This window comes from Pseudomonas sp. TE6283, from assembly GCF_054060555.1.
On sequence record NZ_JBSSDH010000004.1, the window covers coordinates 116,675 to 137,910 of the forward strand.

At 66.3% G+C, this 21,236-nt stretch carries 18 protein-coding genes; 6 read left to right on the forward strand and 12 right to left on the reverse strand.

The annotated features are described in order from the left end of the window. Positions 1-55: 55 nt before the first annotated feature. The 6 genes from ACVWZ5_RS07845 to ACVWZ5_RS07870 all read right to left on the reverse strand — a co-directional run bounded on the left by ACVWZ5_RS07845 (position 56) and on the right by ACVWZ5_RS07870 (position 9,132). Positions 56-298, reverse strand: coding sequence for a DUF2934 domain-containing protein (locus ACVWZ5_RS07845; RefSeq protein ID WP_062574524.1), 243 nt, complete (start codon positions 296-298; stop codon positions 56-58). 20 nt (positions 299-318) lie between these two features. Then, positions 319-3,093 carry a malto-oligosyltrehalose synthase gene (locus ACVWZ5_RS07850; RefSeq protein WP_062574523.1) on the reverse strand — a complete coding sequence of 925 codons (2,775 nt, stop codon included), beginning with the start codon at positions 3,091-3,093 and terminating at the stop codon, positions 319-321. Then, the gene (malQ, locus tag ACVWZ5_RS07855) at positions 3,090-5,159 is read right to left on the reverse strand and encodes a 4-alpha-glucanotransferase (RefSeq protein ID WP_062574522.1); all 2,070 of its coding nucleotides are present in this window, start codon (positions 5,157-5,159) and stop codon (positions 3,090-3,092) included. The genes ACVWZ5_RS07850 and malQ overlap by 4 nt, the downstream gene beginning before the upstream one ends. Then, on the reverse strand, positions 5,156-6,898 hold the full coding sequence (gene treZ, locus ACVWZ5_RS07860) for a malto-oligosyltrehalose trehalohydrolase (RefSeq protein WP_186600309.1): 1,743 nt from the start codon (positions 6,896-6,898) through the stop codon (positions 5,156-5,158). Before treZ ends, malQ begins: the two co-directional genes overlap by 4 nt. 14 nt (positions 6,899-6,912) lie before the next feature. Then, entirely contained in the window at positions 6,913-8,472 is a 1,560-nt protein-coding gene (gene glgA, locus ACVWZ5_RS07865) for a glycogen synthase GlgA (RefSeq protein ID WP_062574521.1), read from the reverse strand. Between the two features lie 492 nt (positions 8,473-8,964). Next, entirely contained in the window at positions 8,965-9,132 is a 168-nt protein-coding gene (locus tag ACVWZ5_RS07870; protein WP_172402379.1) for a DUF6026 family protein, read from the reverse strand. 160 nt (positions 9,133-9,292) lie between these two features. Between ACVWZ5_RS07870 and gnd the strand changes: the two genes are divergently transcribed. Continuing rightward, positions 9,293-10,312 (forward strand): phosphogluconate dehydrogenase (NAD(+)-dependent, decarboxylating), encoded by a 1,020-nt coding sequence (gnd, locus tag ACVWZ5_RS07875; RefSeq protein WP_257722101.1) that lies wholly within the window; start codon positions 9,293-9,295, stop codon positions 10,310-10,312. Continuing rightward, entirely contained in the window at positions 10,313-11,806 is a 1,494-nt protein-coding gene (gene zwf / locus ACVWZ5_RS07880; protein ID WP_457340521.1) for a glucose-6-phosphate dehydrogenase, read from the forward strand. It begins immediately after the preceding gene. Between the two features lie 60 nt (positions 11,807-11,866). On the opposite strand, the gene ACVWZ5_RS07885 is transcribed toward zwf, so the two are convergent. Then, positions 11,867-12,916, reverse strand: a complete 1,050-nt coding sequence (locus tag ACVWZ5_RS07885) for a 3-oxoacyl-[acyl-carrier-protein] synthase III C-terminal domain-containing protein (RefSeq protein WP_457340522.1) — start codon at positions 12,914-12,916, stop codon at positions 11,867-11,869. Positions 12,917-13,156: 240 nt separating this feature from the next. Between ACVWZ5_RS07885 and ACVWZ5_RS07890 the strand changes: the two genes are divergently transcribed. The 3 genes from ACVWZ5_RS07890 to ACVWZ5_RS07900 all read left to right on the forward strand — a co-directional run bounded on the left by ACVWZ5_RS07890 (position 13,157) and on the right by ACVWZ5_RS07900 (position 15,689). Next, positions 13,157-14,953 (forward strand): glycoside hydrolase family 15 protein, encoded by a 1,797-nt coding sequence (locus ACVWZ5_RS07890; RefSeq protein ID WP_258800239.1) that lies wholly within the window; start codon positions 13,157-13,159, stop codon positions 14,951-14,953. 393 nt (positions 14,954-15,346) lie between these two features. Then, positions 15,347-15,544, forward strand: a complete 198-nt coding sequence (locus ACVWZ5_RS07895) for a DUF1737 domain-containing protein (protein ID WP_062359459.1) — start codon at positions 15,347-15,349, stop codon at positions 15,542-15,544. A gap of 7 nt (positions 15,545-15,551) precedes the next feature. After that, a complete protein-coding gene (locus tag ACVWZ5_RS07900; protein ID WP_155721672.1) occupies positions 15,552-15,689 on the forward strand; it encodes a hypothetical protein in 138 nt (45 codons plus the stop codon). On the opposite strand, the gene ACVWZ5_RS07905 is transcribed toward ACVWZ5_RS07900, so the two are convergent. Further along, positions 15,676-16,356 carry a phytanoyl-CoA dioxygenase family protein gene (locus ACVWZ5_RS07905; RefSeq protein ID WP_457340523.1) on the reverse strand — a complete coding sequence of 227 codons (681 nt, stop codon included), beginning with the start codon at positions 16,354-16,356 and terminating at the stop codon, positions 15,676-15,678. The two genes, ACVWZ5_RS07900 and ACVWZ5_RS07905, sit on opposite strands and share 14 nt — an antisense overlap. A gap of 161 nt (positions 16,357-16,517) precedes the next feature. On the opposite strand from ACVWZ5_RS07905, the gene ACVWZ5_RS07910 reads away from it, so the two are divergent. After that, the gene (locus tag ACVWZ5_RS07910; RefSeq protein ID WP_457340524.1) at positions 16,518-18,710 is read left to right on the forward strand and encodes an OsmC domain/YcaO domain-containing protein; all 2,193 of its coding nucleotides are present in this window, start codon (positions 16,518-16,520) and stop codon (positions 18,708-18,710) included. Between the two features lie 48 nt (positions 18,711-18,758). Here ACVWZ5_RS07910 and ACVWZ5_RS07915 read toward each other — a convergent pair whose 3' ends face one another. Genes ACVWZ5_RS07915 through ACVWZ5_RS07930 form a run of 4 tightly spaced genes read right to left on the reverse strand, consistent with a single transcriptional unit; the run spans position 18,759 to position 21,114 of the window. Continuing rightward, complete coding sequence (locus ACVWZ5_RS07915) at positions 18,759-19,226, reverse strand: DoxX family protein (RefSeq protein WP_096049848.1); 468 nt, start codon at positions 19,224-19,226, stop codon at positions 18,759-18,761. A gap of 10 nt (positions 19,227-19,236) precedes the next feature. Then, on the reverse strand, positions 19,237-19,992 hold the full coding sequence (locus ACVWZ5_RS07920) for an HvfC/BufC N-terminal domain-containing protein (RefSeq protein WP_084941473.1): 756 nt from the start codon (positions 19,990-19,992) through the stop codon (positions 19,237-19,239). Beyond that, positions 19,989-20,822 (reverse strand): MNIO family bufferin maturase, encoded by an 834-nt coding sequence (gene bufB / locus ACVWZ5_RS07925; RefSeq protein WP_457340525.1) that lies wholly within the window; start codon positions 20,820-20,822, stop codon positions 19,989-19,991. The genes ACVWZ5_RS07920 and bufB overlap by 4 nt, the downstream gene beginning before the upstream one ends. A 16-nt stretch (positions 20,823-20,838) precedes the next feature. Further along, positions 20,839-21,114 carry a BufA1 family periplasmic bufferin-type metallophore gene (locus tag ACVWZ5_RS07930; RefSeq protein ID WP_457340526.1) on the reverse strand — a complete coding sequence of 92 codons (276 nt, stop codon included), beginning with the start codon at positions 21,112-21,114 and terminating at the stop codon, positions 20,839-20,841. Positions 21,115-21,236 lie beyond the last annotated feature (122 nt).

A 21,236-nucleotide genomic window follows, 5' to 3' on the forward strand; every position in this document is an offset into this window, starting at 1 on the left:
TCCTTGGGGCGGAAGCGGGGCCGCTGTGCGGCCCATTGCTGGCACTAAAATGAAATCAGCCCGCCGCCGGCTTCTTCACTGCCCTGGGCTTCTTCACGGCAAGCGGTTTTTCCACGGGGGTGGCGGGCTTGGGCTTGGTCGCCGCCTTCTTGCGCGGCGCGGCCTTGGGCGCCAGCGCCTCGGCTTCGGCCAGCTTGCACGCCATCTCCCAATGGCGGTTCTCCTGACCCGCCGGTTTGCCTTCCGACTCCCAGATCTGATACGCAAACTCGCGAATACGCTTTTCTTCGACACTCATCTCGATGCTCCTGAATGCAGTTAGGCATGTTCAATCAACACATTGACCGGAAACTCCATCAGCACGGTGCTCAACATCAGCTCCCTTGAAGGGGTGACAGCACCGCCGCCGAAAAGTCCCGAACAGTTGGCAGGCGACAAGGCAAACGGCAGTACAAGCCGGGTATCGTCCCAGTTCGGAGCCGGGATCAACGGGGTGGCGGCCGCGCCCAGCAGGGCGCTGGCCAGCCGTGGTACGACGATGATGGCGCGTTCGCCCTGGCCCAGGCGGGCGAAGGCCAGCACTTGGTCGGCGTGGCGGCCCTGCACGGTCAGCGGTAGGTAGGCGCCGCGCTGGAACAGCTCGGGATGGGCCTGGCGCGCGTCCAGCACACGGGCCACCAGGGCCTGCTTGATGCGGCCATCGCGCCAGTGGGCGAGCAGCTCGGTCAGGGGTGTGCCGTCGTCGAGGCTGGCGCGCCTTGCCGGGTAGTCCACCGGGCAACGGTTGTCCGGGTCGACCAGCGAGAAGTCCCAGTACTCGTTGCCCTGGTACAGGTCCGGCACGCCGGGGGTGGTCATGCGCAGCAGGCACTGCACCAGGCCGTTCAAGGCACCGGGGCAGGCCAGGCGGCGCGCCGCCTCGTGCAGCGACTGGCGCAGCTGCTGGTTCTCATCATCCAGCAGCAGGCCGTCGACATAGGCCGCGCAGGCCTGCTCGTAGCGCTCGTTCGGCGCGGCCCAGCTGCTGCGCAGCTTGGCTTCGCGCAGGGCCTTGCGCTGCCATTGGCGGATGCGTTCGGCATAGGCGCGCAGGGCCGTTGGGTCATGCAGGTCGAGGGTCAGCGGCCAGCTGCCGAGCAACGTCTGCAACAGCAGCAGTTCGTCGGCGGGGCTGGGGGCCTCGCCATCGTCCAGTGCTTCGCGCAGCGGCGCGGCCAGCTCGCGCCAGTGCTCGACGCGGCTGGCCAGCCAGGGGCCGTGCTCGCTGAGCACGGCCAGACGCGCCCGGCAATCCTCGCCGCGCTTGTGATCGTGGGTGGCGGTGGCCAGCAGGTTGTCGGGGAAGTCGCGCAGGCGGCGCTGGGCCTCGTTGTGGAACCAGGCGGTCCCGGCGCTGAAACGCTCGGCGTCGAAGCCCACATCATTGCGCGACAGCAGGCGGGCCGAGCGATAGAATGCGGTGTCCTCGACGGCCTTGGCGGCGCTGGGCGCGGTCAGTTGCTGGAAGCGCACGCAGGCATGGCGCAGGTGCTTGCGTGGCCGGCCCGGCGGCAGGCGGCGCCACTGCTGGCCACCGAGCCAGCGCTCGAGTTGCCCGAGCAGCGGCCAGTCGGCTTCGCCCAGTGACTGTCGCGCCCCGGCCAACGCCTGCTGGAAAAACACCTCGTCCTCGGCGGGGCGGCCACAGGCGTTGATGTAGGTGCGGTACACCGGGTAGTGCTCGACCAGCGCCTGCAGCGCCCGACGAATGGCGCCGAGGGTGAGGTCGCGGGTCATCAGGTCGTCGCGAGCCACTTGCAGCAGGGCCTGGGCCACCGACTCGCAGTCGCCGGCCAGGCTGGCGTTGAGTACCAGATGGCGGGCAGTGCGCACCTCCTCGGCGAACTCGGGGCGCTCGCTGACGCTGCTCCACAGCTCGCCCAGCGGCCCCTCGCCGGCGGGATCGTGCTGCAGCAGCGACACCTGGTTCATGAACTCGTAGCCGGTGGTGCCGTCGGTGAGCCAGTCGCGGTGCAGGTGCTCGTCGGCGCCGAGGATCTTCTCCACATAGATCGGGAAGTGCGCCAGTGCGGCATCCAGTGGCCGTCGCGCCAGCAAGCGGTCGACCCGGCGGCGCAGGTTGCGGCAGTAGCGGCGCGGGTCGGCCAGGCCGTCGATATGGTCGATGCGCAGGCCATCCACCAGGCCGCGTTCGATCAGCTCGAACAGCTTGGCATGGGTGGCCTCGAACACCACCGCGCGCTCCACGCGCAGGCCGCCGAGTTCGTTGATGTCGAAGAAGCGCCGCCAGTTGATGTCGTCGGCGGCGGTGCGCCAGCTGGCCAGGCGGTAGGTTTGGCGTTCCAGCAGCAGGTGCAGACGCTTGAAGCCGGCCTCGACACGGCTGTCGAACGCGCCGAGGGCCGCTTGCAGGTCCGCGCCGGCGGCGGCCAGGCGCGCCAGCTCGTGCTGCAGGGGCAGGGCCGCGGCCAGTGGGTCGTCGGCCTCGCCGAGGGCGCTGAAGTGCGCGGCCAGTGCCTGCAGGCGCGGATCCTCGGCCTGGCCGAGGATGCGCCCGTAGTCCAGCGGGCAGATCGGGAAGCGATGTTCATGGTGGGCCACCTCGAAACGCCCCTGTGGCGCGTCGAAGGTCAACGGGATCTCGCCGTTCTGCAGGGCCGCGCCGTAATCGCTGCCCAGGAACGGCAGCAACAGTTGCCCGGCCAGCAACGGGTCGCTGGAATGCCACTGGATATCGAAGAATTCCGCATAGGGGCTGCGCCGGCCCCAGGCCAGCAGGCTCTGCCACCAGGGATTGTCGGCGCCGCCGACGGCCATGTGGTTGGACACGGTGTCGAGGATCAGCCCCATGCCGTGCTGGCGCAACGCGGCCACCAGGCGTTCGAGCGCCGCCTCGCCGCCAAGCTCGGGATTGACCCGAGTCGGGTCGACCACGTCGTAGCCATGCCGGGAACCGGCGCGGGCGGTGAGGATCGGCGAAGCGTACAGGTGGCTGATGCCAAGGCGGGCGAAGTAGGGCACCAGCGGCACCGCGTCATCCAGGGTGAAGTCGCTGTGCAGTTGCAGGCGCAGGGTCGCGGTCAACGGTTTCATCGGTCACGCTCCCAGGCCTGTTCGCGAGCCTGGGCCAGCAGCTCCAGGCGGCGGGCGGCGTCCTCGTCGTCGAGCAGGTCGCATGCTGGCGCCTTGAAGCGCCGGCGCCAGTTGGGGTGGCCTTCGGTGGTGCCGGGCAGGTTGGCCTGCTCGTCACTGCCCAGCAGGTCTTCCAGCGGCACCAGCACCAGGGGGGCGCGGCTGTGGCCAACATAGCGGATCGCCGCGTCGATCAGCGCGTCGTCGCCGCGCAGTGGCCCGTAGTTCTGCTCCAGGGTGCGGCGCAGGCCGTCGCGTTCCAGGGCCCGGGTGTGGCGCCAGTGCAGCTCGGTGGCGGCGTCGATCAGTTGCAGGCGATGGTTCCAGTCGATGTCGCGGCCCGCCAGCCAACCGGCCAGGGGCGCCAGGTCATGGGTGCCGGTGGTGGCCAGGGCATTGTCCGGCCAGTCGAGGATCGGCTTGAACTGTCCGGGCGCGGCCTGCTCGAACGGCAGCACGCGCATGCCCAGCACGGCCTTTTCGGCCAGGCGTTCGCGCAGGCCCTCGGGCACGGTGCCCAGGTCTTCACCGAGGATGATCGCCTGGTGTCGCGCCGATTCCAGCGCCAGCAGGCGCAGCAGGTCGTCCAGCGGATAGTCCAGATAGGCGCCTTCGCTCGGCTTGGCGCCGCGGGGGATCAGCCACAGCCGGCGCAGGCCCATCACATGGTCGATGCGCAGGCCACCGGCGTGGGCCAGGTTGGCCCGCAGCATCTCGATGAACGCGCGGTAGCCGTTGCGCCTGAGGCCTTCGGGGGAGAAGGCGCAGATGCCCCAATCCTGGCCGGAGCGGTTGAGGATGTCCGGGGGCGCGCCGACCTTGAGCTCGGCCAGCAGTTCGTCCTGGCGGCTCCAGGCCTGGCTGCCGGCGCCGTCGGCCCCCACCGCCAGGTCGGCGATCAGGCCTACCGCCATGCCGTTGCCGCGCGCCGCGTCCTGGGCCCGCTGCAGGCTGCGCTCGGTCAGCCACTGGCAGAAGGCGTGGAACTCGACCCGCGCCGGATAGGCGTTGGCGAAGGCTTCGACCTCGGGGTGGTAGGGGTCGTGCCAGGCCTTGGGCCAGCGGCGCCAGTCGGCGCCCAGGCCCGTACTGACAGCTTCCGCCTGCAGCACTTCGAAGCGGCAATGGTGCTCCAGTCGTTCGCCGGCGCTGGCGCGGAAACTCTCGAAGTCCTCGCGCAATGGATGCTCGCCCTGGCTGAACTGCCGGTAGAGCGCCTCGAGCAGGCGCAGACGGGCATCGGCGGCCCGTGGCCAGTCCACCAGCGCCTGCTGCTCCAGCATGTCGAGGGTCGCCTGCAGGTCGCAGGCCTCGATGGCCATGCGCACCTCGCGCTCGCCAAAGACGACACCGGGGCTGGCGTACAGCACGTTGCGCAGCAGCCGGCTGGAGGGAGAGTAGGGGCTGAAGTGGCGCTGATCGAACGCCGACAGGGTGTGGATCGGGCTGATCGCCAAGGCATCGGCGCCGCGCTCTGCGGCGTTGCGCGCCAGTTGCTCCAGGGCCAGGCAGTCGCCATAGCCACCATCGCCGGGGCGGCGCAGGCTGTACAGCTGCGCCGCGATGCCCCAGCAGCGCGGCGGTTGCTGCTCGACGCGGTCCTCCAGGGCATGGCAGCGCGGCGGCGCCACGGCCACGCTGAAGCTGCGGCCATCGATGTCCACCCGGTGGTAGCCCAGCGGCAGCTCGCCCGGCAACCGCGCCTGGGTGTCCAGGGGCAGGCGGCGGAGGCTGCCGTCCTCCAGTGTGCAGTACGCCTGGCGGCCGGCGGTGAAATAGCGCCGCAGGTCCAGGGGCTGGCCGATATCGACGGTCAGCAGCGGCGGCAGGTGCTCGCTGTCCTCGGCTTGTTCGACGGCACGCAGGCTGGCAGCGATGGCGGCGGCATCGCCGGCCGGGTGGCCGAGGCCTGCGAGCACTCGGCGCAATACCTCGTCGCTGACCTGCTGCGGGCGGTTGTTGGCATCGATCCAGTCGCGGGCCAGGCCGACCCGCGCGGCCAGGCGGTGGAGGGGCTGTTCGCTCATGGCGTCTCCTGGTCGGGGGGCAGCAGGCTGACCACGCAGCTGTGCGCGGCGAGGGCCGAGTCGGGGTGGGCGTTGTCGCTGCTGTCGTACAGGCGCCGCTGCAGGGCGGGCAGCGCGACCGGCTGGGGCTGGGCGGCGAGGTTGAGGTCGATGCGCAGCTCGTCGCCATTGCCCAGGCGCCAGCGGGCGGTCAGCGCCTGGTCGCCGAGCACCTCGCTGCCGAGGGCGCGTGCGCCGGGCAGGTGCGGTACGACATGGCGCCGGCGCAGGTCGAGCAATTGCTGGTACAGACCGTGCCAGCCGGCCAGTACATTCCGTTGCCGGGGCCTGGATGAGGCGAAGGTCGCCTCGGCATTCGGGTCGGGTATCTGCTCGCGCTTGTGCGGATCGGCGAAGGCGTCGAAATGGGCGAACTCGCCGCGGCGGCCCTCACGCACGGCGTCGGCCAGCTCATCGTGAAAATCGGTGAAGAACAGGAACGGCTCACGGCTGCCGTCGTCGTCGCCCATGAACAGCAGCGGGATCATCGGCGCCAGCAGCAACAGCGCGGTGGCGGCGCGCAGGGCCGGCGGCGGGCAGAGGCGGGTAAGGCGTTCACCCAGGGCGCGGTTGCCGACCTGGTCGTGGTTCTGCAAGAACAGCACGAAGGCGCTTGGTGGCAGGTGGCCGCTGGGCTCGCCGCGGGGCGTGCCGTGGCGGTCGGGCTGGCCCTGGAACACGAAGCCTTCGGCCAGGCAGCGGGCCAGCTGGTCGATCGGTCGGTCCTTGAAGTCGGCGTAGTAGCCTTCGGTCTCGCCGGTCAGCAGCACATGCAGGGCGTTGTGGCCGTCGTCGTTCCACTGCGCGTCGAAGCCTTGCTGCAGCAGTGCGGCCTGGTTGTGCTCGTTTTCCAGCACCAGCCATATGTGACGGCCAGGCTCCACGGCCGCGCGTACCCTTTGCGCCAACTCGACCAGGAAGTCGGGCTGGTCGATGGCGTGCACGGCATCCAGGCGCAGACCATCAAAGCGATAGTCGCACAACCACATCAGGGCGTTCTGGATGAAGTACTCGCGCACCTGCGGGCGACGGAAGTCGATGGCTGCCCCCCAGGGAGTCTGCCGGTCCTCGCGAAAGAATGGGCTGGCGTACTGCTGCAGGTAATTGCCGTCGGGGCCAAAATGGTTGTACACCACATCGACCAGCACCATCAGCCCCTGGCCATGTGCCTGGTCGACCAGCTCACACAATTGCTCGGGACTGCCATAGGTGTTTTGCGGCGCATAGGGCAGCACGCCGTCGTAACCCCAGTTCCGCTCGCCAGGGAACTGTCCCAGCGGCATCAGTTCGACGGCGCTGATGCCCAGGTCGGCCAGACGCGGCAGGTGCCGGGCCACCCCGACGTAGCCGTCGAGCAGGCCGACATGCAGCTCCTGGATGACCGCTTCGTGCCAGGGGAGGCCCTGCCAGGGGTGTCGCCAGGCGTAGCTGGCCACATCCACCACCTGGCTCGGCCCCTGTACGCCATCGGGCTGGTAGCGCGAGGCCGGGTCGGCCACCTTCAGTGCACCGTCGATACGGTAGTGGTAACGGTCACCGGCCCGGCACGGGGCCACGCCGGTGTACCAGCCGTCACCGTCGGGCAATAGCTCGATCGCCGGCTGCTGCTCCAATTCCACGCTCACGCTGCGCGCATCCGGCGCCCAGAGGGCGAAACGCGCCGACGTGGCGTCCAGCAGGTGTGCGCCATGCCTGTGCATCTTCAATTCCCCGCTCAGTAGTGGCTGTGCTGCGCTTGCTTGACCAAGTCCTCGTACAGGCGTGCATAGGGCTCCACCGCCTGGCACCAGTTGAACGGTTGGGTCATCGACAGGCAGCGCATGGCGTTCAACAGGCTCTTCTTGCCGTAAACGTAGAAGGCGCGGGCCAGAGCCTCGCGGTAGCTGTCGACGGTCGAGTCGTCGAACAAAAAGCCGGTGACACCGTTCTCGATGGTGTCGGCCAGCCCACCGGTGTTGCGCGCCACCGGCAGCGAGCCGAAGCGCTGGGCGTACATCTGGCTCAGGCCGCAAGGCTCGTAGCGCGACGGCATCAGCAGGAAGTCACTGCCTGCGAACATGCGCCGGGCGTCGGTCTCGTTGAAGCCGATGCGCACGCCGATACGGCCCGGATGACGCAGGGCAAGCTCGCGCATGGCCTGTTCCTCCTCGGGTTCGCCGCGGCCGATGATGGCGATCTGGCCCCCCTGTTGGACGATGTAGTCGGCCACCCCCAGGGTCAGGTCCAGGCCTTTCTGGTAGACCAGCCGCGACACCACGGCGAACAGCGGACCGTCCGACGGCTCCAGTTCGAACAGCTCACGCACCTGCTGGGCGTTGCGCGCCTTGCCGGCCCAGTCGTTGAGGCTGAAATTGTGGTGCAGGTGCCGGTCGGTGGCCGAGTCCCAGCTTTCATCGATGCCGTTGGGGATGCCGCCGAGCAGCCCTTGTTGGGCTTTGCTGGCCAGGAAGCCGTCCAGGCCGCAGCCGAACTCGGGGGTGGTGATCTCCCGGGCATAGGTGGCGCTGACCGTGGTGATGTGGCTGGAGTACGCCAGGCCGGCCTTGAGGAACGACAGCTTGCCGTAGAACTCCATGCCTTCCTGTTGCATGGCGTGGTCGGGGATCGCCAGCTCCGGGCTGCAGCCGCGGCTGTACACGCCCTGGTAGGCCAGGTTGTGGATGGTGAACAGGGTCGGGGTGCTCAAGCCGCGCCAGTGCATGTAGGCCGGGGCCAGCCCGGCCGGCCAGTCGTGGGCGTGCACCAGGTCGGGGCGCCAGTGGGCCATGCCTTCGCCAGCTGCGATTTCCGCCGCCGCCAGGCCCAGACGGGCGAAGCGGATATGGTTGTCGGGCCAGTCGCGGCCGTTGTTGGCACCGTAGGGCGTGCCGTCGCGCTGGTACAGCTCGGGGCAGATCAGCACGTAGATCACCAGGCCGTCGGCCAGGTCCATGCGGCCGATCCTGCACGGTGGCAGGGCTGCGTGGCCACCCAGTTCGCCGACGATATGGATGGGGTTGTCGCTTTCCATCACCTGCCGGTAACCGGGGATCAGCACCCGCACATCGTGCAAATGCGCCAGGGCGCGGGGCAGGGCGGAGGACACGTCGCCCAGGCCGCCGGTCTTGACCAGGTCGGCGATCTCCGAGGTGACGAACAGGATCTTGCGCTTGTTCGGATTGTGCTGGCGCTGTGCGCCGGGTGCCTTGACTGTCGGGGCGAGCGCCGCTGGCAGCGGCTCGCGGCTATCCGGGTTGAATGATTCTACGTGAGGTTCGACAGCGGCACTGATCATACTTCTCTCCGTCCCTTGTTCTGGTGTGTGCTTAACGTTGGCTCGTGGGTGTGCTCTCTGATCGTTGTTGCATCTTCGTAGTGCGGTCCTTGCCCCAGATTCGTGCGCGCAGGCACGGCACGTTCGGCATTCCGGCCGAAAGACGTATGGACTGGTTGGGGTGGGCGGGCCTGGCGTGAGGAAGTCCTTTTGCACCGGCCCACTTAAGTCCTGACCTGCCCGTGCTTTGCAAAGTTCGACTTTTTTACGTCACTTTTTTATGAGCAAAACGCGGGCCGAAACTGGAGTGTAGGAGACCAAATGCAAGAAAAGTGACCCGTTGGTCATGTTTCTCGCGGACGTTTGCCCGCGCAAACGTTGGCGAGTTGTTGCAAAATATGAGGGTCGCAGCGCTGCGTAGCGGGTTCGACCCGCGCCGGGCGCGATACGGCAACAAGAAAGGGCGTCAGTGAACGGGTGGGAGCCAAGGTGCTCCCACACAGGAAAGGTGAATCAGAGACCGGCGGCCTTGCCGTGCACGCGGGCCTGCTCGAGCAGCAGGTTCAGCTGGGCGACCTGCTGGCGCAACTGGTCGCGTTCGTCCTTCAACTGGCGCAGCTCGTCGCGGCGCACGGTGACATAGAGGGTCTGGGTGGGAGTGGCTGGCATCAGGGTACCCATGGCACACCTCGCATGGCTGGTGACAATTTGAAGCGTAGTCGCTTCGCGCGGCGCGCATTCTGAATTCTTCGCAGGCCCTTGGGAACTTTTTTGTTTATCGTTGTCGCCCCGTTCGTCGGTGAACCCTCCGCCAGAACGCTGGACTAATCTGAAATCGTCAATTGTTGTAAAGCAAAACCAACGGGAGCGTCGTCACATGCAACTGGGAATCATCGGGCTTGGCCGCATGGGCGGCAATATCGCAAGGCGCCTGATGCGCGCAGGTCACAGCACTGTGGTCCACGATCGCAACCGCGAAGCCATCACCACCCTGGAAGGCGAAGGTGCCGTGGGCGCCCACGACTTGGGCGCGCTGGTGCACAAACTCAAGGCGCCGCGGGCAGTGTGGGTCATGCTGCCGGCGGGCGAAATCACCGAGCAGACCATCGCCCAGCTCGCCGACCTGCTTGAGCCGGGCGACGCCATCATCGATGGCGGCAACACCTTCTACAAGGACGATGTGCGCCGCGCCGCCGAACTGGGCAAGCGTGGCCTGCACTACCTCGACGTCGGCACCTCGGGCGGCGTGTGGGGCCTGGACCGTGGCTACTGCATGATGATCGGCGGCGAGAAGGCGGTGTTCGAGCGCCTGGAACCGCTGTTCAAGGCCCTCGCCCCGGGCGTCGGCGACATTCCGCGCACCCAGGGCCGCAGCGGCGAGCACGAGCGCGCCGAGCACGGCTACATCCACGCCGGCCCGCCCGGTGCCGGCCACTACGTGAAGATGGTGCACAACGGCATCGAGTACGGCCTGATGCAGGCCTACGCCGAAGGCTTCGACCTGCTGCGCAGCAAGGGCGGCCCGGAACTGCCGGAAGAACAGCGCTTTGACCTGAATGTGGCCGAGATCGCCGAAGTGTGGCGCCGCGGCAGCGTGGTCACCTCCTGGCTGCTGGACCTGACCGCCGACGCGCTGGTCGCCGACCCACAACTGACCGAGTTCAGCGGCTCGGTGTCCGACAGCGGCGAAGGCCGCTGGACCATCGATGCCGCCGTCGAGCAGGCCGTGCCGGTGCCGGTGCTGTCCAGCGCGCTGTTCGCCCGCTTCCGCTCGCGCCAGCAGCAGGGCACCTACGGTGACAAGATCCTTTCCGCCATGCGCCTGGGCTTTGGCGGCCACGTCGAGAAGAAGAAGGACTGAATGAGCAAATCGACCATCCCCGCTGCGCCGCCCTGCACCCTGTTCCTGTTCGGCGCCAGCGGCGACCTGGTCAAGCGCCTGCTGATGCCGGCGCTGTACAACCTCAGCCGTGACGGCCTGCTCGATCGCAACATGCGCATCGTCGGGGTCGACCACAATGCCGCCACGGCCGAGGCGTTCGCCGAGCGCCTGCATGCCTTCATGGCCGAGCGCGACGCCGGCAAGTGCCTGGACGAGAAGCTCTGGGCACGCCTGACCAAGCGCCTGGACTACCAGACCGGCGATTTCCTCGATCCGCAGACTTACCAGGCCCTGGCCCGGCGCATCGACAAGACGCGCCACGGCAACGCCATCTTCTACCTGGCCACCTCGCCACGCTTCTTCCCCGAGGTGGCCCAGCGCCTGGGCGATGCCGGCCTGCTCGACGAGTCGCGCGGGGGCTTTCGCCGGGTGGTGGTGGAAAAGCCCTTTGGCACTGACCTGGCCAGCGCCGAGGCGCTCAACGCCCGCCTGCTCAAGGTGATGAACGAGCGGCAGATCTACCGTATCGACCATTACCTGGGCAAGGAGACCGTCCAGAACATCCTGGTCAGCCGTTTCTCCAATGGCCTGTTCGAATCGTTCTGGAACAATCATTACATCGACCACGTGCAGATCACCGCCGCCGAAACTGTCGGCGTCGAGACGCGCGGGGCGTTCTACGACAACACCGGCGCCCTGCGCGACATGGTGCCCAACCACCTGTTCCAGTTGCTGGCCATGGTCGCCATGGAGCCACCGGCGGCCTTCGGCGCCGACGCCGTGCGCGGTGAAAAGGCCAAGGTGATCGGCGCCATCCGCCCCTGGTCGCACAAGATGGCCCTGCGCAATTCCGTGCGTGGCCAGTACAGCGCCGGCAAGCAGGGCCGCAAGCACCTGCCCGGCTATCGCGAGGAGGCCAACGTCGCCCCGCACAGCCAGACCGAGACCTACGTCGCCCTCAAGGTGATGATCGACAACTGGCGCTGGGCCGGGGTGCCGTTCTACCTGCGTACCGGCAAGCGCATGAGCGTGCGCGACACCGAGATCGCCATCTGCTTCAAGCCGGCGCCCTACGCGCAGTTTCGCGAAAGCGAGCTGGAGCGGCCCAAGCCGAACTACCTGAAGATCCAGATCCAGCCCAACGAAGGCATGTGGTTCGACCTGCAGGCCAAGCGCCCGGGGCCGGAGCTGGTGATGGAGAATGTCGAGATGGGCTTCGCCTACAAGGACTTCTTCAAGATGACCCCGGCGACCGGTTACGAGACGCTGATCTACGACTGCCTCACCGGCGACCAGACCCTGTTCCAGCGTGCCGACAACATCGAGAACGGCTGGCGCGCGGTGCAACCGTTCCTCGATGCCTGGGCGGCCGAGGGCGGCGAAGTGCATGGGTATGCGGCGGGGGAGGATGGCCCCGAGGCCGGCGACGAACTGCTGGCGCGGGACAAGCGCGAGTGGCACACGCTGGGGTGACGCTGGCGGGGATAGCGTCCTGCCGCCGTTACAGTGCGGCGGCAGGCCTTCAAAGCAGCCCTAAAAGGTAAACGACAGCGCCGAGAACACCATCCCGCCACTGCCCGCCCAGCCCATGCAGAACTGGCCTGGCTCGGCTTCGCCGCGGCTCATGGCATCAAAGATGCCGAAGGGAATCGACGCGGTAATGATGTTGCCGGTCTTGTGCCCGACGTGATGCAACTTGTGATCGACGCCAATCATCTGGCCAATGTGTTCCCACATCTTTGGCGAGCCGGTATGGATGAACACTTTGTGCACGTCGTCCGCGGTGAGGTTTTGCATGTTGAAGACTTTCATCGCTTCGTTGCGCCCGTCTTCGTGCAAGGCGGCGGCATAGGAGTTGAACTGGTACTGGCCACCGGTCGGTTCGATTTTGGCGATATCCTCCTCGTTGCAGAACAGCTTCCAGTCTGGCAAGGAAATCGTCGACAAGTCACTCAGGTCAGGTCGGTTGATATAGGAGAACTTGAAGTTCCCCGGTGCCTCGTTACTCAGGATGGTGACGACAGCGGCCTCGCCAATGGTAAAGCTCGGGAACTTGTAGGCCAGTTCGGCCGACGACTGCAACGAGAAGTTCTTGGGCATCACCGGCCCGCCTTCCGACATGCCGAACTCCATGTTGACGATGGCGGCGTAGCGGATTTCACCGGCTTGCATCTTGCTGTTGATGACGTCCATGGCCGTCACCCAGCCGTTGCAGGCATCGACCACATCGAAGTTGCGGCAGTTCAGGCCCAGCGCCTTGGCGATGAAGGTACTGTTGGCCGGTTCGATGAAACCACGGGTGACGTTGGGATAGATCAGCAGGTCCAGGTCGGCCTTGCTGATATTGGCCTGGGCCAGCGCCGCGTCGAACGCCGCTTCCATCAGTGCCATCGGCGTCTCTTCAGCCGCCAGCCAATGGCGGGTGTCGCTGCCGCTTTTTTCCAGCAACTTGCCGATGGTCTTCAAGGTTTTCGGCAAGTCCTCCTGGAAGGTGTCCCTGGAGTGTTGTTCGACCAGGTTGATGACGTCCTGGTTGGTGACTTGGCGTGACGGCAGTATTGCGGAAAGTCCGACGATCTTCATATAACGTCCTTGTTGAGGGGATTGATCCTGCGTAATGGCTACGCATGGGCAGAGGCATGCTCATTCCTGTAAGCAGCCTCTGGCCCGCTATTTCTAGCACAGGAAAAGAGTGGCTCAATGTCGTAGATCAATATTCCTGGGCATCGATGTCGACAACTTCCACTCCACGCCGAGTGCACTTCAGCGGAACCCTGAATCCCTCTCCGGCATCCAACCTCAACCCCCTCCCGAGGCTCCGAGATGCCCGCCCACATCGAAGACTACGCCCTCATCGGCAACTGCCGTAGCGCCGCCCTGATCAACCGCGACGGCGCCCTCGACTGGCTGTGCCTGCCACGCTTCGATGCCCCCGCGGTGTTCGCCGCGCTGCTGGGCAACGAGGAAAACGGCCGTTGGCGCATCGCCCCCAGCGACCCGGTCGAGCACAGCGCTCGCCGCTACCTCGACGACACCCTGGTACTGGAGACCACCTGGACCACCGCCAGTGGGCGCGCCCGGGTGCTCGACTGCATGCCGTTGGGCGAGCGCAACGCCGTGCTACGCATCGTCGAGGGCCTGGCCGGCGAGACGGCCTTCGAGATGGACCTGGTGCTGCGCTTCGACTACGGCCGCAGCGTGCCCTGGGTGGAAAAGATCGACCCGCTGACCCTGAGCGCCGTCGCCGGTCCCGATCGGCTGATCCTGCGCAGCAGCACCGAAACCCATGGACGCGACCACCACAGCGTCGCCCGTTTTCGCGTGTGCGCGGGGCAGCGCCAAGTGTTCAGCCTCTGCCATCAGGCCTCGCACCTGCCCGTGCAGCCCGATTGCGACATTGACCACGACTTCGAACAGACCCTGGAGCAGTGGCGGGCCTTCGCCGCCCGCTGCCCTGATGTCGGTCCCTACACCGACCGGGTGCGTCGTTCGCTGTTGACCCTCAAGGCCATGACCTACGCGCCCACCGGCGGCATGGTCGCCGCCGTCACCACCTCGCTGCCCGAGCGCGTCGGCGGCGAGCGCAACTGGGACTACCGCTACTGCTGGCTGCGCGACGCCACCATGACCTTGCTGGCGCTGATGAACCTGGGCTACTTCGACGAGGCCCAGGCCTGGCGCGAATGGCTGCTGCGCTCGGTGGCCGGCAACCCCGAGCAGATGCAGATCATGTACGGCCTGGCGGGGGAGCGGGATCTTCCCGAGTTCACCTTGCCCTGGCTGCCGGGTTACGAGGGCTCGCAGCCGGTGCGGGTCGGCAATGCCGCCGCCGGGCAGTTGCAGCTGGACATCTACGGAGAACTGGCCGACGCCATGACCCAGGCCATCAAGGGCGGCCTGCCGCGCCACTCGCGCGGCGCAGCCATCGCCCGTGCGATCCTGCCGTACCTGGAAGGCATCTGGCGAGAGCCGGACGAGGGGCTGTGGGAGGTGAGGGGCGGCCGCCAGCACTTCGTGCACTCCAAGGTCATGGCCTGGGTTGCCTTCGACCGGGCGGCGGGCCTGGCCGATACCACCGAGGAGGGGCGAGAGCGCAGTCGGCATTACCGCCAGGTGGCGGACGAGATCCGTGACGAGGTCTGCCGGCGTGGGTTGGACGCCGGCGGCCGGCACTTCGTCCAGGCCTACGGTTCGACGGAGCTGGATGCCAGCCTGCTGCAGATCGCCCTGACCGGCTTTCTGCCGGCCGACGATCCACGCTTTCTGCGTACCCTGGAACAGATCGAAAGGCGCCTGCTGCGCAACGGCCTGCTGCTGCGCTACGACAGTGACAGTTGCAGTGACGGCCTGACGCCGGGGGAGGGGACGTTCCTGGTGTGTTCGTTCTGGCTGGCGGATGTGTATGTGCTGCTGGGGCGGCAGGACGAGGCGCAGGTGCTGTATGAGCGACTGACGGGCTTGTGCAACGACGTGGGGCTGCTGGCCGAGCAGTACGACCCGGCGGGCAAGCGGATGCTGGGGAATTTTCCGCAGGCGTTCAGCCATATCGGGATCATCAATACGGCGTTGAACCTGCACCGGGCGCAGTGTCCGGTGCGGGATCGGGCGGGGGGCAGTTGATGGTGAGACGGTAGGGTTATCCTTGCTCCGGCGGCACTCCAGTGGCGAGGGCGTCTTTTCTTTACTCGTAGTAGCCCACGGTGTCCCTTAATTGGTCAGCGAATTCGTAGATGTCGTCTAATGAGTTAATGGGGTGGCGTGTGAGCCTTCAACTCATCCATTGTGGTTTGAATGCGATCTTCTGCATTATTCGAGGGCTCACTCTGCGTTTCGGTAACACTCTTTTCAGCAGGGGTTGGTTAAGAAACACCACTCATGGCCGAACCGGCGCAGCCGGTGCCATCCTTATGGAGCATGCCCGCTCAGCCCACACCGAGGCGAATCAACACGATAGCTATGGCATGATGCCCGGCCTCGCACGCGATAGACGCCTGCCATGAAAGGAATACTCAGATGCCCTCGACCCCACCCAACGGCCTGCCGGTCTATCGCCTGATCACCGGCAAGGACGACGCCAGTTTCTGCCAGCGTATTTCCGAGAGCCTGGCCTTGGGCTATCAGCTTCATGGGTCGCCCAGTGTGACCTTCGATAGCAGCAAGGGACATGTAGTGGCTGCTCAAGCGGTGCTGTGGCCGGTAGTCAGGGACTGAGACGGACATGGATGCTGCAATCCGCCTGCGCCGGGCCATGCTTGACGACGCCGATGAAGTTGCCGTCCTGGTTGCAGCGGCCTACAGCCCCTACATCGCGAGGATCGGTCGGGTGAATGGCAGGCTCCCGGTCATGGTGCCGTGAACACGTAGTCCGAGGGTTCGAAGCATTCCTGCGTGTTCATGTGTACATTGCGCAAATGCTCGGTTTGCTGAAGTGCCACCTGGAGCGGTCCGGCGGCATAGCCGATGAGCAGGGCGCGGCGCGGTGCGCCGCTGGCATTCAGGCTGGCGGCATGCACCAGGTCTACATCGAACACCAGGGCATCACCCGCGCGCCCCGACAGGTGAAGGCTCCGGGATTCGTCGCTGTAGTCGAAGGGCGTCTCGCCCGGTTCAGGCCGGTGGCTGCCAGGGACAATGCGGGTGGCGCCGTTGTGCGGGCCGTAGTCGTCCAGATAGACCATGACACCCACCAGGTCGCCCGGCCGCTGCATCGACAGGTCGCGATGCAGCGCCTGGTGGCCGCCACCGGCCACGGGGGCACGGCCCTCCACCTGGTAGAGAAAGAACCGTTCGCCGATCAGCGCGCCCACCGCTGCCAGCAACCGCGGCAGGCGGCAGACCGCCTGGACTCGCTTGGCGCAGTCCAGTTGCGAGTGACGCCAGTCGCTGGCGCGTGGCACTGGCCACTGCTGCGCAGGTTTCACCCCGGCCTCGAACACATGGCGCAGTTCTTCCAGCCATCCATGGGGGACGGCCTGGCGAAGCAGGACGTAACCGGCCTGCTGAAGTGTCGCGTGATGGGGCATTGTCGTCTCGCTCTCCCTGTCGATGACCCAGCGTAGTAAGCACGGCTGGCTTTTGCGAGGGGCAGCAATCCCCAGCTCGTCGCAGGCCAACACTTTCCGGCAAAAATCCCGGATAATGCCCGCCATTTATCCGTTCCCGCCCGCTTTTGGTACCCCTGCGCATGGAAATCAAGGTCAATTTTCTCGACAACCTTCGTCTCGAAGCCAAGTTCGACGACTTCACGGTGATCGCCGACCAGCCGATCCGCTACAAGGGCGACGGCTCGGCCCCGGGGCCGTTCGACTACTTCCTGGCGTCGTCGGCGCTGTGCGCGGCGTACTTCGTCAAGCTGTACTGCCAGACCCGCGATATTCCGACCGAGAACATCCGCCTGTCGCAGAACAACATCGTCGACCCCGAGAACCGCTACAACCAGATCTTCAAGATCCAGGTCGAGCTGCCCGAGGACATCTCCGAGAAGGACCGCCAGGGCATCCTGCGCTCCATCGATCGCTGCACCGTGAAGAAGGTGGTGCAGACCGGCCCCGAGTTCATCATCGAGCAGGTCGACAACCTCGACGCCGACGCCCAGGCGCTGCTGATGCCGGTGTCGGATACCAGCACCTACATCCCGGGCAAGGACCTGCCGCTGGAGCAGACCATCGCCAACATGTCGGCGATCCTCGCGGGCCTGGGGATGAAGATCGAGATCGCCTCCTGGCGCAACATCGTGCCCAATGTCTGGTCGCTGCACGTGCGCGATGCGCAGTCGCCGATGTGCTTCACCAATGGCAAGGGCGCGACCAAGGAAGCGGCGCTGGCCTCGGCGCTGGGCGAGTTCATCGAGCGGCTGAACTGCAACTTCTTCTACAACGACCAGTTCTGGGGCGAGGACATCGCCAACGCGGCGTTCGTGCACTACCCCAACGAGCAGTGGTTCAAGCCAGGACCCAAGGACGCGCTGCCGGCCGAGATCCTCGACGAGCACTGCCTGCAGATCTTCAACCCCGACGGCGAGCTGCGCGGCTCGCACCTGTACGACACCAACTCGGGCAACAAGGAGCGTGGCATCTGCTCGCTGCCGTTCGTGCGCCAGTCGGACGGCGGGACGGTGTACTTCCCGTCCAACCTGATCGAGAACCTGTACCTGAGCAACGGCATGAGCGCCGGCAACACCCTGGCCGAGGCGCAGGTGCAGTGCCTGTCGGAGATTTTCGAGCGGGCGGTCAAGCGCGAGATCCTCGAAGGCGAGCTGTGCCTGCCGGACGTGCCTCAGGAAGTGCTGGCCAAGTACCCGGGCATCGTCGCCGGCATCCAGGGGCTGGAGGAGCAGGGCTTCCCGGTGCTGGTCAAGGACGCGTCGCTGGGCGGTGAGTTCCCGGTGATGTGCGTGACCCTGATGAACCCGCGCACCGGCGGGGTGTTCGCCTCGTTCGGCGCCCACCCGAGCTTCGAGGTGGCGCTGGAGCGCAGCCTTACCGAGTTGCTCCAGGGCCGCAGCTTCGAGGGCCTGAATGACCTGCCGCAGCCGACCTTCGACAGCCTCGCGCTGACCGAGCCGAACAACTTCGTCGAGCACTTCATCGACTCCAGCGGCGTGGTGTCGTGGCGCTTCTTCGGCGCCAAGGCCGACTTCGAGTTCGTCGAGTGGGACTTCTCGGGGCACGGCGAGGACTCCAACCAGCAGGAGGCGCAGACCCTGTTCGGCATCCTCGAGGACCTGGGCAAGGAGGTGTACATGGCCGTGTACGACGACCTTGGCGCCACCGCCTGCCGCATCCTGGTGCCGGGTTATTCCGAGATCTACCCGGTCGAGGACCTGATCTGGGACAACACCAACCGCGCGCTGGGGTTCCGTGCCGATATCCTCAACCTGCACAAGCTGGACAATCGTTCGCTGAAGCTGCTGCTCAAGCGCCTGGACAACGCCGAGGTGGATGACTACACCACCATCACCACGCTGATCGGCGTCGAGTTCGACGACAACACGGTGTGGGGCCAGCTGACCATCCTCGAGCTGAAGCTGTTGATCCACTTGGTGCTGCAGCGTTTCGAGGAGGCCAAGGAGCTGGTCGAGATGTTCCTGCAGTTCAACGACAACACCGTCGAGCGCGGGCTGTTCTACCAGGCGTTGAACGTGGTGCTGGAGGTGGTGCTGGACGATGAGCTGGAGATGGCCGACTACGAGCACAACTTCCGTCGCATGTTCGGCAATGAGCGGATGGACGCGGTGCTGGGCTCGGTGGACGGCAGCGTCCGGTTCCATGGGTTGACGCCGACCAACCTGCAGCTCGAGGGACTGGATCGCCACCTGCGCCTGGTGGAGAGCTACAAGAAGCTGCGCGCGGCGCGGGCGCGGGCGGCAGGGCTCTGAGCCGAGTCGCTCGAATGAATGAAAAGGGTCGCTTGGCGACCCTTTTTCTTAACGCAAGCGCAATACCCGGTCCAGGGACAGTGCACCGCCGCCCCGGGCGATCAGCAGCAGGAGCAGGCCGGCCCAGGAAAGGTGGGTGGGCCAGGCGTCCGGATAGACGAAGATCTCGATCACCAGGGTCATGCCCAGCAGGGCCAGGGCTGACAGCCGGGTGAACAGGCCGAGCACCAGCAACAGTGGGAACAGGTGCTCGGCGTAGGTCGCCAGGTGCGCCGCCAGCCAGGGTGACACCAGCGGCAAGGCGTACTCGCTCTGGAACAGCTCGTAGGTGCCGGGGGTGATGCTCAGCAGGCCTTCGACCTTGGTCCGACCGGACAGAAAGAAGATCGAGGCGATGCCCAGGCGGGCGACCAGGCACAGGACGCTGTCGCCAAGCAGGCGTTGCAGCTGTTCGGCGAGGCGGTTCCAGTAAAAACGCAGGCCGTGGGGCGATGAACTGGCGTGGCTGATGTCCATGGCGTGTTCCTCAGGTGAAGGCGAGCGGGCGCAAGGCCCGGGCATTCAGCAGCCTGCCCAGCAGGTCACTGAAGTCCAGGTTGGGTTGGGCGTGCAGGGCCAACTGCGAGGCCTTGTCCAATGGGTAGCCGGCGGCACAGGCATCAAGGAAGATGCATCCCCCCAGGCTCAACGGCTGGTGGACGACGCCTTCGCGGTCGCCGCTGAGCAGGGCGCCTTCGGCCACCCAGGGCTGGTCCTCGGGCCAGGGCCTGCCATCGCGGCCGTGCTGCCAGAGGCTGTAGACAGGATGCTGGTCGAACCAGTGCCAGCGCACGCCGGATCGCGGGCTCAACTGGCTGTGTTCGAGGTCCGAGGCGGTCATGCCGGCCAGGTCGGCCAATCTCAGCCACGGATCGTCGTCGGCGCTGAACGCTTCGCACCAGGCGAAGTCCAGCCGTGCGACATCCGCCAGGTAGCACAGTCCATGGACGGGCTGCAACGCCTCGAGAAATGCCGGAAACGCCGCGCCATAGCGGATCATCCGCACATCACAGGGCGGCGATTGCCGGGCATATTCCGCGGCGGCGTCGTGCATCCATTGCTGCCCGACCAGGGTCTCGACGCTGGGAAAGTTGGCGCGCAGGGCCTCGACGCAACCGGCCAGCACCGTGTTGCGATACACCGCGAACGCGGGCTGCGCGGTCAGTGCCGACAGCTCAGGCGCGGGGCGCTGATAGAGGGCGTCGGTGAAGGCGTTCTGGAACTGTCCGAGGCTGAGGTTCATGGCAAGGCTCCTGCCAGGTCCAGGGTGGCCTGGGCGAGGGCGCGTTCGGCGAGCAGTTCGTCGAACGCCGGGATGTTGCCGTCGCGTTCTATCAAGGTCGGGCGCGGACCGATGCGGGCGATCAACTGCTGGTACAGCGACCACACCGGCGCAGCGATGGCGGCATCGTGGGAATCGACCAGCAGTGCGCCCTGGTCGTCGTGACTGTGCCCGGCCAGGTGAATCTCGGTGATGGCCTGGGCAGGGAAGCGGGCGAGGTAGTCGGCGGCATCGAAGCCGAGATTGTGGGCGCTGACGTACACATTGTTGACGTCCAGCAACAGGCCGCAGCCGGTGCGTCGCACCAGCTCGGCAAGGAAGTCGATCTCATCCAGGTCATGGCCCTGCAAGTGCAGGTAATGGCTGGGGTTCTCGATGGAGATGTGGCAGCCCAAAGCGTCCTGGGTGCGCTGGATGTTGTCGGCAATACGGGCCAGGGCCTCGTCGCTGCGTGGAAAGGGCAGCAGGTCTGGATGATATTGGCCGCGCCAGGTCGACCAGGCCAAGTGCTCCGACACCAGGGCCGGGCGTACCTGGTCGATCAGGGTACGCAGGCGCCGCAGGTGCGTGGCGTCAGGTTCGGCATCCGCCGCCAGTGACAGCGCCACGCCGTGCAGCGACAGCGGATGGCGCTCGGCCATCAGCGCCAGCCAGGCCAGACGAGGGCCACCGACCATGTAGTTCTCCGGATGGACTTCGAACCACAACCCTTCGGCGTGGCAGGCCCAGGCCTGGTCATAGTGCTCGGCCTTCAAGCCGAGCCCTGCGCCCATCGGCTGATTCCCGTTCATGGTCGATGGCCTCTGCTCAGGATTTGACCGGGGTCAGCGAACCCATGCCGTTGGGGGTCTTGATCGAGGTGCAGGTACCGGTCGGCACGTTTTTCCAGTGCATGCCGTCGTTGTCCTTTTTCGCGCTGCCGGCGCAGGTGGTGCCGGCGCCGGCCTTGCAGTCGTTCTTGCCGGCCATGGCCACGCCGTAGCATTTCTCCATGGTGGCCGCCTTGGTGGTGTCATCGGCCACGGCTGCCCCTGCCAGGGAGGCGAGGGCGAGGGCGGCGGTGGCGAGGGCGAGGGTTTTCATGGTGTCGTCTCCAGAAGGTGGGGCCGTGGCGATGTACCGGCGGCTCATGGAGTAGTTCGCGGTGATGGGCGAGGCGGTTACAGCGCCTGCGAAAATATTTTTCGCCACCTGCGCCGGCCTCC